This window comes from Winogradskyella haliclonae, from assembly GCF_014635865.1.
Classification (GTDB): Bacteria; Bacteroidota; Bacteroidia; order Flavobacteriales; family Flavobacteriaceae; genus Winogradskyella; species Winogradskyella haliclonae.
Map to the genome: position 1 here is coordinate 1012958 of NZ_BMDQ01000001.1, position 15088 is coordinate 1028045.

General features: G+C 33.1%; 16 protein-coding genes. 8 read left to right on the plus strand and 8 right to left on the minus strand.

Annotated features, from left to right (window positions below):
• The first annotated feature begins 12 nt into the window (after positions 1-12).
• Entirely contained in the window at positions 13-528 is a 516-nt protein-coding gene (locus IEV10_RS04515) for a gamma carbonic anhydrase family protein (protein ID WP_188373499.1), read from the plus strand.
• Here IEV10_RS04515 and murI read toward each other — a convergent pair.
• The 8 genes from murI to IEV10_RS04555 all read right to left on the minus strand — a co-directional run bounded on the left by murI (position 525) and on the right by IEV10_RS04555 (position 8777).
• Positions 525-1304, minus strand: a complete 780-nt coding sequence (murI, locus tag IEV10_RS04520; protein WP_188373500.1) for a glutamate racemase — start codon at positions 1302-1304, stop codon at positions 525-527. The genes IEV10_RS04515 and murI overlap by 4 nt on opposite strands.
• 69 nt (positions 1305-1373) lie before the next feature.
• The gene (locus IEV10_RS04525; RefSeq protein WP_188373501.1) at positions 1374-1874 is read right to left on the minus strand and encodes an OmpH/Skp family outer membrane protein; all 501 of its coding nucleotides are present in this window, start codon (positions 1872-1874) and stop codon (positions 1374-1376) included.
• A gap of 39 nt (positions 1875-1913) precedes the next feature.
• Entirely contained in the window at positions 1914-3011 is a 1098-nt protein-coding gene (locus tag IEV10_RS04530) for an OmpH/Skp family outer membrane protein (protein WP_188373502.1), read from the minus strand.
• Between the two features lie 152 nt (positions 3012-3163).
• Entirely contained in the window at positions 3164-5737 is a 2574-nt protein-coding gene (locus IEV10_RS04535) for a BamA/OMP85 family outer membrane protein (protein WP_188373503.1), read from the minus strand.
• A complete protein-coding gene (gene uppS, locus IEV10_RS04540) occupies positions 5709-6449 on the minus strand; it encodes an undecaprenyl pyrophosphate synthase (RefSeq protein WP_188374188.1) in 741 nt (246 codons plus the stop codon). The genes IEV10_RS04535 and uppS overlap by 29 nt, the downstream gene beginning before the upstream one ends.
• Position 6450: 1 nt before the next feature.
• Entirely contained in the window at positions 6451-7140 is a 690-nt protein-coding gene (porG, locus tag IEV10_RS04545; protein ID WP_188373504.1) for a type IX secretion system protein PorG, read from the minus strand.
• Between the two features lie 98 nt (positions 7141-7238).
• Entirely contained in the window at positions 7239-8117 is an 879-nt protein-coding gene (locus IEV10_RS04550; protein ID WP_188373505.1) for an NAD kinase, read from the minus strand.
• A 3-nt stretch (positions 8118-8120) separates the two neighbouring features.
• Complete coding sequence (locus IEV10_RS04555; protein ID WP_188373506.1) at positions 8121-8777, minus strand: CBS domain-containing protein; 657 nt, start codon at positions 8775-8777, stop codon at positions 8121-8123.
• Between the two features lie 91 nt (positions 8778-8868).
• On the opposite strand from IEV10_RS04555, the gene IEV10_RS04560 reads away from it, so the two are divergent.
• The 7 genes from IEV10_RS04560 to clpX all read left to right on the plus strand — a co-directional run bounded on the left by IEV10_RS04560 (position 8869) and on the right by clpX (position 15029).
• Positions 8869-9582, plus strand: a complete 714-nt coding sequence (locus IEV10_RS04560) for a pyridoxine 5'-phosphate synthase (RefSeq protein ID WP_188373507.1) — start codon at positions 8869-8871, stop codon at positions 9580-9582.
• Complete coding sequence (locus IEV10_RS04565; protein ID WP_188373508.1) at positions 9579-10346, plus strand: alpha/beta fold hydrolase; 768 nt, start codon at positions 9579-9581, stop codon at positions 10344-10346. The genes IEV10_RS04560 and IEV10_RS04565 overlap by 4 nt, the downstream gene beginning before the upstream one ends.
• Positions 10347-10359: 13 nt before the next feature.
• Entirely contained in the window at positions 10360-11220 is an 861-nt protein-coding gene (locus tag IEV10_RS04570; protein ID WP_229719587.1) for a class I SAM-dependent methyltransferase, read from the plus strand.
• A gap of 12 nt (positions 11221-11232) precedes the next feature.
• Positions 11233-11592, plus strand: a complete 360-nt coding sequence (locus IEV10_RS04575) for a phage holin family protein (RefSeq protein ID WP_188373509.1) — start codon at positions 11233-11235, stop codon at positions 11590-11592.
• 66 nt (positions 11593-11658) lie between these two features.
• Entirely contained in the window at positions 11659-12981 is a 1323-nt protein-coding gene (gene tig, locus IEV10_RS04580) for a trigger factor (RefSeq protein ID WP_188373510.1), read from the plus strand.
• A gap of 87 nt (positions 12982-13068) precedes the next feature.
• Positions 13069-13743, plus strand: a complete 675-nt coding sequence (clpP, locus tag IEV10_RS04585; protein ID WP_188373511.1) for an ATP-dependent Clp endopeptidase proteolytic subunit ClpP — start codon at positions 13069-13071, stop codon at positions 13741-13743.
• Positions 13744-13796: 53 nt separating this feature from the next.
• The gene (gene clpX / locus IEV10_RS04590; RefSeq protein WP_188373512.1) at positions 13797-15029 is read left to right on the plus strand and encodes an ATP-dependent Clp protease ATP-binding subunit ClpX; all 1233 of its coding nucleotides are present in this window, start codon (positions 13797-13799) and stop codon (positions 15027-15029) included.
• Positions 15030-15088 lie beyond the last annotated feature (59 nt).

Below are 15088 nucleotides of genomic sequence, written 5' to 3' on the forward strand. Positions count from 1 at the left end.
AATCTCAAGTATATGCCAATAATTAAATCAGTAAACGGGAAACATCCACAAATTTCAGAAGATTGCTTTATTGCAGAAAACGCCACTATTGTTGGCGAAGTATCTATCGGTAAACAATGTAGTATTTGGTTTAATGCAGTTGTACGTGGAGATGTGCATTTTATAAAAATTGGAGACAAAGTTAATGTGCAAGATGGTGCAGTCATCCATGCTACATATCAAAAATCTCCGACTACAATTGGAAACAATGTATCTATTGGACACAATGCGATAGTGCATGGTTGTACTATAAATGACAATGTTCTTATTGGTATGGGAAGTATAGTTATGGACGATTGTGTTATAGAAAGCAATAGTATAATTGCAGCAGGAGCTGTTGTTACCAAAAATACTATTGTAGAATCAGGAAGTGTTTATGCAGGCACGCCTGCAAAAAAAATAAAGGCGATTAGTCCAGAATTAGTTTCTGGTGAAATAAATAGAATTGCCAATAATTATGTTAAGTATTCTAGCTGGTTTAAGGATTAAAAATCGAGGTATTCAACATTAAATTTTCTTTCCAATATCTCATTTAAAATAGTAGTATTAGTATTTGTGTAAAATTCTATAAGTGGTTTAATAATTGAAGTGTTTAGAATAGAATTTTGTTCTAAAACGGATTTTGTTTGCTGTGCTACAGCAAAACCAGAATCTATAATTTTAATATGTTTAGGTAATATTTTAGAGAGAATAGGTGTAAGATATGGGTAGTGTGTACACCCCAATACCAGGTAATCAATATTCGCATCTAGCATAGGTTTGGTATACTTATCCAAAAGTACTTGCATTTCATTAGAGTATAATTTCCCTTCTTCTATAAGCGTTACTATGCCTTCTCCTTCTTTCTCAATAATTGTAACACCATTAGCATACAAATCTGTTGTTTTATGAAATAGAGTACTACTTAATGTGCCTTTTGTAGCTAAGATGCCAATAGACTTTGTTTTTGTATTCAAAGACGCTGGCTTTATGGCAGGCTCAATACCTATAAACGGAATACTATAGGTGTTTCTCAAATAATCAATAGCATTGGTAGTTGCTGTGTTACATGCTACGACTATAATTTTACAACCTTTACTAATGAGTAGTTCAGTATTCTTTATGCTCAACTCTTGTATTCGCTCTCTAGATTTATTGCCATATGGAGCATTGGCGCTATCGGCTAGATAAATTATATTTTCATGAGGCATCAGTGCATATATTTCTTTAAAAATAGATGTGCCACCGATTCCAGAATCAAATATGCCTATAGGATTTGTACTCATAATTACAAAAATAAAAAGCCGCTTGTAAAAAGCGGCTTTATTATATTTTTTTTGATGGAATTAAAAGACTTATATACCTAATTCTTTTTTTACTTCAGGAGTTATATCCTTACCTGTAGCTACAACTAACGTAGATAGGTCTAGTACATAATCATAGCCTAAAGCAGCAGCGACTTTTTTCACAGCAGCCTGAGCTTTTTCTCTGATAGGCTTAATTTTATCTAATTCTTGCTTTTGAATATCTTGTTGCGCTTGCTGTTGAAACACCGCAAGGCTTTGTTGCATTCCATCAAGTTCCGCTTTACGCTTTTTGTTTTCATCATCTGTTTGAGATGGCCCCTCAGCAGTATATTGTTTTGCCTTATCATCGATTTCTTTAAAAGCCGCTTGAATCTCAGTTTCGTATGTCTTAGTTAGTTGCTCAATTTCTCCTTGTGCTGCTTTATATTCTGGCATTGAGGTAATGATTTCACCAAGATTAATATGTGCAATTTTACTTTGGGCATTGCTTAAACTTGTACCTCCAACAAAAAGTATAATTGCTAATAATAGAGTTTTTAATCGTTTCATTTTAATTTAGTATTTACGTGTTTTTAGTTATTCTAATTTTTAATTATTTTCTTTTTCTTTGGCTTTGGCCTTACGGATAGAGTCATTTTTTCTCAACTGCTCTAATCGTTCTTCCCTGGCTTTTTTACGTTGCTCTAGTATTTTCTTTTTGCGATCTTCTAAAGCTTTTTTTCTTGCTTCTCTGTCTGCGATTGCTTTTTTACGCTTTGCATCTTGTATTTCTTTAGGTGTCATAGTTTTTGTAGAGTCCGTTTTTACAACGCTCTTAGCTTTTTCACCAAGTTTAGCAGTTTTGTTAGCTAAAGTATCAGTAGCTTTAGTTGCTTCTTCTTTTTCAGATTTTGAATTTCCTTTATTTCTTGCATCTAAGACTTTCTGTCTTCTTGCTTCTGCTTCTTTTTTCTTAGCTTCTCTTGCTTCTTTTTGTTTTTGTCTGCGCTCTTCAAGTGCTTTTTCACGATCCAAACGTTTTTGTTCTAATTCTGCTTTACGCTGAGCTTTTCTTTCTTCTAGAGCTTTAGCGCGTTCATCTTTTGTGCTATTTACTTCAGGAATTGCAGCTTCTTTTTCTAAAGCTCTTTTTTCCTTTTTTGTCTTAGCTTGCTCTCTAGCAGATGCACGAGTAATTATTTTTAATACCTGCTCACTTATATCAAAACGTTCTGCTGAATATAACATCAAGAAATCAGCATTTTTATCAAAAATAAAATCATATTTTTTGTTTTCAGCTATTTCTTTTACCGCCGCATAGATTTGATCTTGTACAGGTTGAATTAACTGTGTACGTTGTATAATCATATCGCCACCTGGGCCAAAACGCTTTTGTTGATAATCTAAAATTTCTGCTTCTTCAAATGAAATATCTTCCAAACGCTCTTCGTAAAGCTCTTTGGTAAGCAGTACTTTTTCGTTTTCTAAAGATTTTTTCTTTGTTTCAATGTCCGCCAGTTTTTTCTCAATCTCTGACTTCCATTTAGTAAGTTTTGTTTCTAATTGTGCTGATGCTGATTGGTAATCAGGAACATTTTCAAGAATATATTCTGTATCAATGTAGCCAATTCTAACACCACGCTGTGCATGACTGCTAAAGCTCATTAGACCAACTATTGCCAATATGTAAAGAACTTTAAATTTCATAGGTGTATGTTTTAATTATTTTGATTCTAGCTTAATGGACATTCTTACTTTGAAGAAATGCTTGTTATACTCCAAATAAACGAAATATATTCTTAAAAATTTTAACACCACTATGAAATGTTATTAAGCTATTAGAAAATATCGTGCCAAAGTTAAAATTGCTGACCAATTATAAAGTGAGTCTCCCAACCACCTACTTGTGTTTGCCCTGGTAAAGGATCAAATGGCTTACCAAAGTCTATACCTAATAAACCAAAGGCCGGCATAAATATTCTAACACCTAAACCAGCTGACCTCTGAAGATTAAAAGGATTAAAATCTCTAAAACTATTTACGGAAGCACCACCTTCTACGAAAGATAATGCGTATATTTTTGCACCTTGACCTAATGTAATTGGGTAACGTAACTCTAATGAGAATTTGTTATAGATAGACCCACCGTCTTGCGATGATAGAGATTGGTTTGGATAACCTCTAAGTTGAACAACCTCTCGTCCATCTAAAGCAAAGTTTCCAAGACCATCACCTCCTAGAAAGAAACGCTCAAAAGGAATAACACCTCTATCGTTATTATAAGCGCCTAAGAAACCAAACTCAACACTTGGTCTTAATACTAATTTTTTTGCAACTTCAGCATACCAATCAGCTTTAAACTTTACTTTGTAGAATTCAAGCCATTTAAAACGTTCCTGATCTATTTCTCCAATTCTATCTATATCGGCAACTGGGTCAAGTCCATCACGCTCTTCTCTTAAAGCTTTATAGTCTACACCATTAAATAAAGAATATGGAATTGAAAATTTAGCTGAAGCAGAAAAGTTTGAACCTCCTGTAGGGTAAATAGGATCGTTGTATGTATTGTTTCTTGTTAAGCCAATTGTATAAGATAAGTTGTTAGATGAGCCATCACCAAATGTAAATAAACCTGTATTATAATTTTGTAAATCATAATGTTGGAAACTTAAAGCTTGAGAAAACAAGAAATAATCGTCAGGTTCTTTAAGTCGTGTAGAAATACCGAATGTAATCCCTGTAATATTAAACCTTCTACTTCTATCAGCACGTCTAGTTTGAGGGTCAAATAGGAATTGTCTAGAGTGAGAAATAGATGTTGATAACTGAAATGGCTTTTTACCACCTAACCACGGTTCACTAAAAGAAAAGCTATAAGTTTGAAAAAACTGACTAGCTTGTAGTCTTAAGGCCAAACTCTGTCCGTCACCTCTAGGTACTGGCTTGTATGCTTCTCCATTTAAGATGTTTCTCAAAGAGAAATTATTAAAGGATAAACCTAAGGTACCAATGAATCCACCGCCACCATAGCCACCTTGTAATTCTATCTGACTAGAACCTTGCTCTTCAACTGTATATTCTATATCTAAGGTTCCATCAACTGGATTAGGATTCTTGATGTCAGGAACAATAGCTTGAGCATTGAAGAATCCCAGTTGTCCAAGTTCACGAATGGTTCTAATAATATTTGCTCTACTGTAAAGTTCGCCTGGACGTGTTCTTATTTCTCTGTAAATAACATGATCGTTAGTGATATCATTTCCTTTAACTGTTACACTATTAAAATAAGCAGGCTTACCTTCAGTTATTCTGATTTCTAAGTCAATTACATTCCCATCTGCGCTAACCTCAACAGGATTAATTGTAGAGAACATATAACCTGTATTTTGATAGATGTTTGTAATATCTATGCCGTCGGGTTTTTCGTCGTTTGCAATTCGTTTTTTAAGCTCAACGCCATTATAGGTATCTCCTTCTTCTATACGTAATATTTGAGACAAAAACTCATCAGTATATACTGTATTACCTACAAAATCAATTTTACCAAATGTGTATTTCTCACCTTCTTCAACATCTATTAATAAGCTAATGCTTTTATCATCATTATAGATAATTGAATCTTTAATAACTCGGGCATCTCTATAACCATTTTCTTTGTATTTATCTATAAGACTAACTAAATCCTCTTTGTAGTCTTCTTCAACGTACTTAGAACGTTTTAAAATACGAATAGGATTTTTCTGCTTAGTGTTTTTCATGGCTTTTCTAAGCTTCTTGTCTGATAGCTTATCATTGCCATTAAATTTTATAGACTTGATTTTCACTTTGTTACCTTTGTCTATGTTAATAAACATGTTGACTCTCTTTTTTTCAATAGAGTCGTTCTTAACATCAGATGTTACAACATTAACTTTAGTGTTTAAAAACCCTTTTTTCTTATATTTATTGGTAAGATAATTTTTGGTGGTAGTAATAAGGTTTTCGGTAACTTTTACGCGCTGTTTTAAATTATTTTCCTCTAGAATCTCGTCTACTTTGCCTTTTTTTACACCTTGAACTTTAGTCTCATTTAATTCTGGTAAATCTGAAAGGTTAATCTCTATGTCAACTTTATTGTCTTCAGTGATATTTATAAAATAGATATCAATGGTGCCAAATAAGTTAGAACCCCACAACTTCTTTACGGCTTCGCCTATTTTATCTCCTCCAAATGATACTTCCTGTCCTTTTTTGAGTCTAGAGTATGTAATAATTGTGCTAGCATTAAATGCAGTGTTACCTGTAACAATGATATTGTTGATGATGTATTTTTTACCATCTTGCCCAAAAGAACTTTGAGGGATTAGTAAAAGAAATAATAATGTAAAAACGTAAAGTTTCTTCAAGGCTTTTATGGTTATGCTTTTATATAAGTTGTTCGCTTGTCTTTCCAAATCGTCGTTCTCTATTTTGATAGTCTTTAATGGCTTCTATCAGATGTTCTTTTTTAAAATCTGGCCATAAAACATTTGTAAAATATAATTCTGCATACGCAATTTGCCATAATAAAAAATTGCTAATTCGTTGTTCACCACTAGTGCGAATTAGCAAATCTACGTCTGGTAAATTTTGCGTGTAAAGATGCTTATTAATAATTGATTCGTCAATACTTTCGGTTGAAATTATATTATTTTTAACTTTAAATGATAATTCTTTAACAACATTAACAAGTTCTTCACGAGAACCGTAGCTTAAAGCTAAAGTTAATGTCATATGTGCATTATTTTTTGTTTTTTCTTTAACAAATTCTAATTCGTCAAAAGCTTTTTTTGGTAAATCTTTTAAACAACCAATAGCAGTTAACTTAATTCCGTTATCATGCAGTGTTTTAATCTCTTTTTTTAGAGATTTTACTAAAAGCTTCATTAAGGTTTGTACTTCTAATTTTGGCCTGTTCCAGTTTTCTGTAGAAAATGCATAGAGGGTTAAATGTTTTACGCCAATTTCTGCACAGGCTTCTACAGTTTCTCTAACAGCTTTTGTTCCACTTTCGTGTCCAAGTACTCTAACTAAGCCTTTTTGTTTTGCCCAACGACCGTTTCCGTCCATTATAATAGCTATATGGTTTGGTAACTTTGATGTGTCTATTAGGTCTTTTAGATTCATTTTAAAAGTCGCAATAACAGGGTTTCTGTCCAAAGGTGTAAGTTAAGGTAATTCCTGAAAAAACATACCAGTCATTACTATTGGTATTTCCAAAGCTAAATTGTTCTCTAGAACCTGCATCAGGTACACTGCCATCTAATTCATCCGAAAAAGTAAAGCGCGCACCAATTTCTGCAGCCAAAATAAAGTGTGGACTTATCACTTGCTTATAACCAAGAACCATGGGGATACCATATGCCCAACTAGAGGTATTTTCTTGGGTTAGAGTACCATTATTATCAAAGAAAAAATTCTCATGGCGTGCTGTAGATATTCCAGTATATAAATATGGAGTGCCTTTTAGGGTTAACTCATGTAAATCCCAATCAAAGAACGTAAACTCAATCCCTAAAGAGGCTTCTAGTAATCCATTTTTAAAACCGTAACCACGTTGAATACGTCTAGGGTCATCCGATTTACTGTCTTCTACTTTTAGGTTTGTATACGTAAGCGAAGCTCTAAAAGCATGTCTTGGACTTCTGTTCCATTTTACAATACCACCTAAAGCTAACTGATTTGGAGATATATAGTTGGTTGCTCCAACATCTCCAATGAAATTACTCCCACCAGCAAATATACCAAACTCATAAATTTGAGCATTAGTGATTTGGCTACCAAATACACTTAATAAAAACAGCAGTAGATACCTCATAAATTTTTAAAAGTTTGCAAATATAACAATTAAGATTACTCTATAACAATTTGATACAAATTGTATTACAGAAAACAGTATTTACGGGCATTTATTGTTTAATTCCTGCGATCTTCTCCCCAAAGCATTTTTTTTCTTAGAGTATCAATAAAACTTTCATTTAAAAGTTCTACCATTTTAATATGAAATGGTGCTTTCTCAATTTTAACTGAAGCTGTATTTGGGAGTGTGATTATTCTTGAATCTAATGATAGTAAAAATTGATTTTCTCTACCATTAACTTTTAGTCTAACAGAGGTGTGGTCTGGTATTACCAAGGGTCTAGCATTAAGGTTGTGAGGTGCTATTGGTGTTAAAACAAAGCTTTGCGCACTTGGCGAAATTACAGGTCCACCACAACTTAAAGAATAACCTGTAGAACCTGTTGGTGTGGATAATATGAGGCCATCAGCCCAATACGATGTTAAATATTCTTCATTTAGATGCGTTTCTACAGTAATCATTGAAGTGGTGTTTTTTCTACTGATGGTCACTTCATTCAATGCAAAGTTAGTTTCTGTAACCAAGTTATTCTCTGGAGAGACATCTACAGAAAGTAAAGAGCGTTCAGATATTTTGTATTTATTTTCAAAAATATCAGATAGTGCATCTTCAATTTCGTTAGTTTGGACAGTTGCTAAAAAGCCTAACCTGCCAGTATTAATACCAACAATTGGAATGTCTAAATCTCTTACATAAGTAATGGCTCTTAAAATGGTGCCATCACCACCGATACTAATTAATAAGTCATATGAATTGTCAAGCTCGGTAAATATGCCAAAAGACCAGTCGTTATGAAATACCTCTTTTTGAATTTTTAGAAATTGAGACTCAATAAAAACGTCAGTCTTATAATTTTTTAATGCGTTGACAAGAACCTCAAAAGCTTTTTGATTGTTGTCGTTCTGATAATTTTGACCATAAATGGCAACTTTCATAACTTAAATGTTTAAGTACTTATCCAAATATTTTGAGCGGTCTTTTAAGCTTTTAATGTAGGTGTCATCATCATGTCCAGCTATAATATTGTAACTATAACGTCTAAACGTTTGTGTGACATCATTTAGGCTGGTGTTACCAATCTTTAGAGTGATTTGAGCAACATCATTTTCAATTTTAGAAATAAAAGCACCGAGTAACTTAGCGTCATTAGATTCTACAATCTGGCTTATTTCACTAAACGAATAGTCTTGTATCCCTTTTTCGACAATTAATATACCGCCAGGTTCTGAAAAAAATGGCGTTTCATTAAAGAGATGAATAATATCATTAAGCTCATAATACCCCAAATATTTGTTTTCAAGATTTAAAACGGGCATGATGTTACTATTGTTTTGAGCAAAAGCTTCAAGAACATCTAGCCAATTGGTAGTCGTACGGACAAAAAAGCCTTCGGCAGTGTAACTGCAATCCGAAATTATTTTTTTTGATTCAAAGCAATGTGCATCAGTTTCTGGTATGCAACCTATATAAACACCGTCCTTCTCAATAGGTATGTGAGAATACGTCAATTGATTAAAAAGCAACTGTATATCGCCAATTGTATCGTTGATATTCAGAGGTTTTATATCGTTTATAATGTAATTCTGTAACTGCATAAATCGTTTCTCTAAGGTTCTGCAAATTAATTAAAAATAACCATAAAAAGCGTGTTCTACTTTGTATTTTTGTCTCTTAAATCCTATAGAAATGACAAAGCTTAGTGTTAATATTAATAAAATTGCAACGCTCAGAAATAGTAGGGGAGGCGATTTGCCAAATGTGGTTCAGTTTGCCAAGGATGTTCAACGTTTTGGTGCTGAAGGCGTCACTATCCACCCACGTCCTGATGAGCGACATATCCGTTATCAAGATGCCTATGATTTAAAACCTATTGTGCATACGGAGTACAATATCGAAGGTAATCCTATTCCTAAATTCATAGATTTGGTATTAGGGACAAAACCTACGCAGGTGACATTGGTTCCGGATAGTATAGATGCAATTACTTCAAATACTGGTTGGGATACCATAAAACATAAAGACTTTTTAGTGGAAGTTATTTCAGAATTTAAAAGAAATGGTATAAGAACGTCAATTTTTGTCGACCCTGATTTACATCAAATCGAAGGTGCAAAAGAAACTGGAACTGATAGAATTGAATTGTATACTGAAGCTTATGCGTATCAATACGGATTAGGTAATAAAGATGCTATAAAGCCTTATGCTGAATGCGCTCAACTTGCTAATACATTAGGTTTGGGTGTTAATGCAGGTCACGATTTATCTCTGGAGAATATTAAATTTTTTAAAGAAAATATTGAAGGTTTATTAGAAGTTTCCATAGGTCATGCTTTAATTTCTGAGAGCCTTTATCTTGGGATTGAGAATGTTGTACAAATGTATTTACACCGTCTATCATGATTTTGCACGGTAATGCTTTTGGTAGTGGAAAACCCTTTATAATTCTACATGGGTTTTTAGGAATGGGCGATAATTGGAAAACTCTCTCTCGTCAATTTGCTGAACTTGATTACGAAATGCACCTTGTTGATCAACGTAATCATGGGCGTAGTTTTCATTCAGAGGATTTTGATTACGAATTAATGGTTGAAGATTTAAAAGCCTATTGTGATGCTCATCATCTTAAAGATATTATCCTCTTAGGACATTCTATGGGCGGAAAAACAGCTATGAGTTTTGCAACTAAATATCCTGAATACGTTAATCGACTAATTGTTGCTGACATATCACCACGTTATTATCCTATTCATCATGATACGATTTTAGAAGGCCTCACAAATCTAGATTTTTCAATAATTAAAACCCGAGGAGAAGCAGATAAAGTTCTTGCAGACTATGTTCACGAGATTGGGACTCGAATGTTTTTATTAAAAAACCTGTATTGGGTAGAGAAAGGGCAATTGGGATTGCGAATTAACCTAACAGTCTTAAAAGAAAACGTATCTGAGGTTGGTGAAGCATTGTCTGTACATGCAACATTTTCTAAACCAACACTTTTTTTACGAGGTGATAAGTCTGAATATATTGGTGAATTGGATGAAGTCTTAATTCATCGTCATTTTACAGATGCTAAAATTGAAACCATAAGTAATGCTGGTCATTGGTTGCATGCAGAAAATCCTAAAGCATTTTATAATGCTGTAGTTCAATTTATAAAAATGTAAATTGCTAACTGTTATGGGTAAACCTCAGTTTTTAAGAGATTTTTGGTATGGATTGTCTTCACGTCAACGTTTTTGGATTCGTCGAGTGTATTATTATCCTGTGGATATTATAGACAAATTATCAGGAAAAACTAATAAATATGTGCCACCTAGAGGGCAGATTTATACAGGCTCACCCGCCAATGCAAATCAATACATTAGACAGGGACTGCTTCATTTAAAGCATTTAAAACTGTTTATAGATTTGCAACCTAATGATAGTGTCCTGGATATTGGAAGTGGTGTTGGTCGATCTGCAATAGCACTTTCTACATATTTAAATAGTGAAGGCTCATATGATGGTTTTGATGTTGTGAGGCAAGGTGTCGATTGGTGTAATAAAGGCTTAGGTAAAGATTTTTCGAACTTTAATTTTAAGTATGTATCTATATTTAATGATTTGTACAATACATCAGAATTGAAAGCTACGGAATTTGAGTTTCCTTATAAAGACGCATCATTTTCAAAAGTATTTTCAGTTTCCTTATTTACACATATGCAGATAGATGAAATTCAGCATTACTTTCATGAAATATATAGAGTTTTAAAACCTGGGGGGCAATGTTTTTCAACCTTCTTTTTTTATGATGAAACTGATGAAGAACAGATTTCTTCTCAAAAAGATTTTAATTTCCCGTATAAAAATGGAGACTACAGGTTAATGAATGAAAGTGTAAAATCTGGTAATATTGCTATTCATAAAACTAAGATTGTGCAAATGCTAGAACAAGCCAATCTAGAATTTGTAGAAATTATTGATGGTTTTTGGAAAGGACAAAATGCGGATAATAGTAAAACCGAATATCAAGATATTCTTGTTTTTAAAAAAGCTTAAAACACATTGATTATGAAACTAATAATTAAACTTTTACTTAATGCATTAGCTGTAGTTGCCTTATCAAAATTATTAAGTGGTGTAAATGTAGATACATACACAACAGCTATTATTGTGGCAGTAGTTTTGTCAATATTAAATGTTCTCGTAAAGCCTATCTTAATCGTCTTAACATTACCAATAACCATACTTACATTAGGGTTATTTCTTCTTATTGTTAACGCTATAATTATAATTTTGGCTGATAAATTAATAGATGGTTTTACTGTAAATGGTATATGGACAGCCGCACTTTTTAGTATTCTTTTATCTGTGCTTCAATCTATATTACATTCATTATTAAAAGACGAGAAAAGAACTAAAAATCAATAGCTTAAAACTATTGCTGTGTTGCAAAAAAATGTGTATTTTTGCACCCCAATTTTAGATTGTATTACAATGAATATTACAAGAGAAGACATCGATGCGTTAAACGCAGTTGTAAAAGTAGATATCGCTAAAGCGGATTACAGTGATAAAGTAGAAAAAATATTATCAGATTACCGTAAAACAGCAAACATTCCTGGTTTTAGAAAAGGACATGTGCCGATGGGTATGGTCAAAAAACAATACGGGCAAGCTGTTTTGGTAGATGAAGTCAATAAATTATTACAAGATGCTATTGGTAAATACTTAGTTGAAGAAAAACTAGATGTTTTAGGTAACCCTTTGCCAAAAGCACAAGATGATTTAGATTGGAATTCAGATGATTTTTCTTTTGAGTTTGAGCTAGGTTTAGCACCAAAGTTCGATGTAAAGCTTAAAGGTAAAAAAGCAATTACACACTATAATATTGTTGCTGATGATAAGATGATTGACAATCAAGTTAAGCATATCCAAAAACAATACGGTAAAATAATTTCTCAGACTGAAGCAACTGAAGCTTCAGAAATTACAGGAAAGTTTACTAACGAAGATGCTGGTATTGATAATGTAGCAACAATCACTTTAGATAAATTAAAAGGAAAAACAAACCCAAAGAAATTTATCGGTGCTAAAGTAGGTGACGTTATTACTGTAAAAACGAAGAATCTTTTTAATGACGCACATGATTTGATGACATTCTTAAAAGTGTCTCATGATGATGCTCATGACTTGAATGTAGAAGTTACTTTTGAAGTTTCTGAAATCAACGAGAGAGAATTAGCAGATTTAGACCAAGAGTTATTCGATAAGTTATTTGGGAAAGGAACTGTAACTTCTGTGACTGAATTAAAAGCAAAAATCAAAGAAGATTCTGAAAAGCAATTTTCACAGCAAGGTGATCAAAAATTATTAAATGACGTAACTGAGTATTTAGTAGATAATACAAAGTTTGATTTACCAGCAGAATTTTTGCAAAAATGGATGCAAACTGCCGGTGAAGAAGAAATGACTGTAGAACAAGCAAAAGAAGAATACGAAAAGTCTGAAAAAAGCATGCGCTATCAGTTAATAGAAGGGAAACTAATTGCTGATCATAAGCTTCAAGTTCAGTTTGAAGATTTAAAAGCCTATGCTATGGAAATGATTAAAGGTCAAATGGCACAGTTTGGTCAGATGAATCCATCAGAAAAAGAATTAGAAGATATCGCAGCGCGAATCTTATCTAACCAAGATGAAGTTAAGCGTTTGTCTGAGCAACTAATGAGTCAAAAGCTTTTAGAATTATATAAAACCGAAGCTAATCTTAAAACAAAAGAGATTACTTATGATGATTTTGTAAAAGAATTTTACAGTTAATCATTTAGTAATATAAATTGTATCTTTAAGGCGTAAAATCTATAGATTTTGCGCCTTATTAATTTAACGATAAACAGAATTTAAAATATGGATTTCGGAAAAGAATTTGAAAAATTTGCTACCAAAGATCAAGGAATAAACAGTAATTATTATAGTAAGATTATAGAAAGTATGTATCCTACCAATTTGACGCCAAACATTATAGAAGAGCGTCAGATGAATATTGCTATTTTTGATGTGTTCTCACGTTTAATGATGGATCGCATTATATTTTTAGGCACAGGTGTTAATGATCAAGTGGCTAATATTATTCAAGCGCAATTACTATTCTTGCAGAGTGTAGATGCTTCTAAAGATGTTCAAATCTATATCAATTCTCCTGGAGGCTCTGTGTATGCAGGTTTAGGTATTTATGATACTATGCAGTTTATAAAACCAGACGTCGCGACAATTTGCACTGGTATAGCAGCATCAATGGCAGCGGTATTATTATGTGCTGGTCATGATGGTAAGCGTTCAGCGTTAAAGCATTCAAGAGTTATGATTCATCAACCAATGAGTGGTACTCAAGGTCAAGTTTCAGATATGGAAATTGCAGTACGTGAAACGTTAAAAGTGAAAAAAGAATTATACGATATTATTTCTAACCATTCTGGTAAAACATACGAGCAAGTTGAAAAGGATTCTGATCGTGATTACTGGATGACATCATCAGAAGCTTTAGAGTATGGTATGATTGATGAGGTTTTAGGGAGAAAGTAAAAAAGACTAATAACGACAAAAGATTTCTAAACTAAATTTAGAAATACAAGATTATGGCAAAGGAAGAATTAGAATGTTCGTTTTGTGGTAGGAAAAAGCCAGAAACCAATTTGCTTATTGCTGGATTAGATGCGCATATTTGTGATCGTTGTATTACACAAGCAAATGGTATCGTAATCGAAGAGTCCAAGCAAGGCACAAGTGCTGAGCTTAATGCAGAGTTAATGCTAAAAAAGCCAAAAGAAATAAAGGCGTTTTTAGATGAGTATATTATTGGGCAAGAATACACCAAACGCGTGATGTCTGTTGCGGTTTATAACCACTATAAAAGATTATTGCAACCACCGACGGATGATGATATCGAAATCCAAAAGAGTAATATTATCATGGTTGGGCAAACAGGTACTGGTAAAACTCTTATGGCAAAAACTGTAGCTAGGATGCTTAATGTACCTCTAGCAATTGTTGATGCTACAGTATTAACTGAGGCTGGTTATGTTGGTGAAGATGTCGAAAGTATTTTAACACGTTTACTTCAAGCTGCAGATTATAATTTAGAGAAAGCTGAGCGAGGCATTGTCTTTATAGATGAGATAGATAAGATTGCCCGTAAGAGTGATAATCCTTCAATAACTAGAGATGTTTCAGGTGAAGGTGTTCAGCAAGCATTATTAAAATTGTTAGAGGGGACAGTCGTTAACGTTCCGCCAAAAGGAGGGCGTAAACATCCTGATCAAAAATTCATTGAGGTCAATACTGAGCATATTTTATTTATTGCTGGAGGTGCTTTCGATGGTATTGAGCGTGTCATTACCAAGCGCTTGAATATGCAAGCTATTGGTTACAGTTCTATAAATTCTGATGATAATGTAGATAATGATAATATACTCCAATATATCATTCCAAGAGACTTAAAGGACTTTGGACTAATACCTGAAATTATAGGTCGTTTACCTGTATTAACTCATATGGATCCATTAGACGCTAAAACGTTAAGAGCAATTTTAACCGAGCCAAAAAATGCCATAGTAAAACAATATAAAAAATTGTTTAAAATGGATGATGTTGAGTTAAGTATCACCGATGGGGCACTCGAATTTATTGTAAATAAAGCTATTGAATATAAGTTAGGTGCTCGTGGATTGCGTTCGCTTTGCGAAGAAATACTAACTGATGCAATGTTTAATCTACCAGGTTCTGACGAAACTAAGCTTAATGTTACAAAAACTTATGCAGAGGAAAAACTTACTAAATCTACCTTAAAGAAATTAAAGGCTGTATCCTAAATTTTCTTTAATGATATAAAAACTAAAAACCCATGATAATTCATGGGTTTTTTATTTTT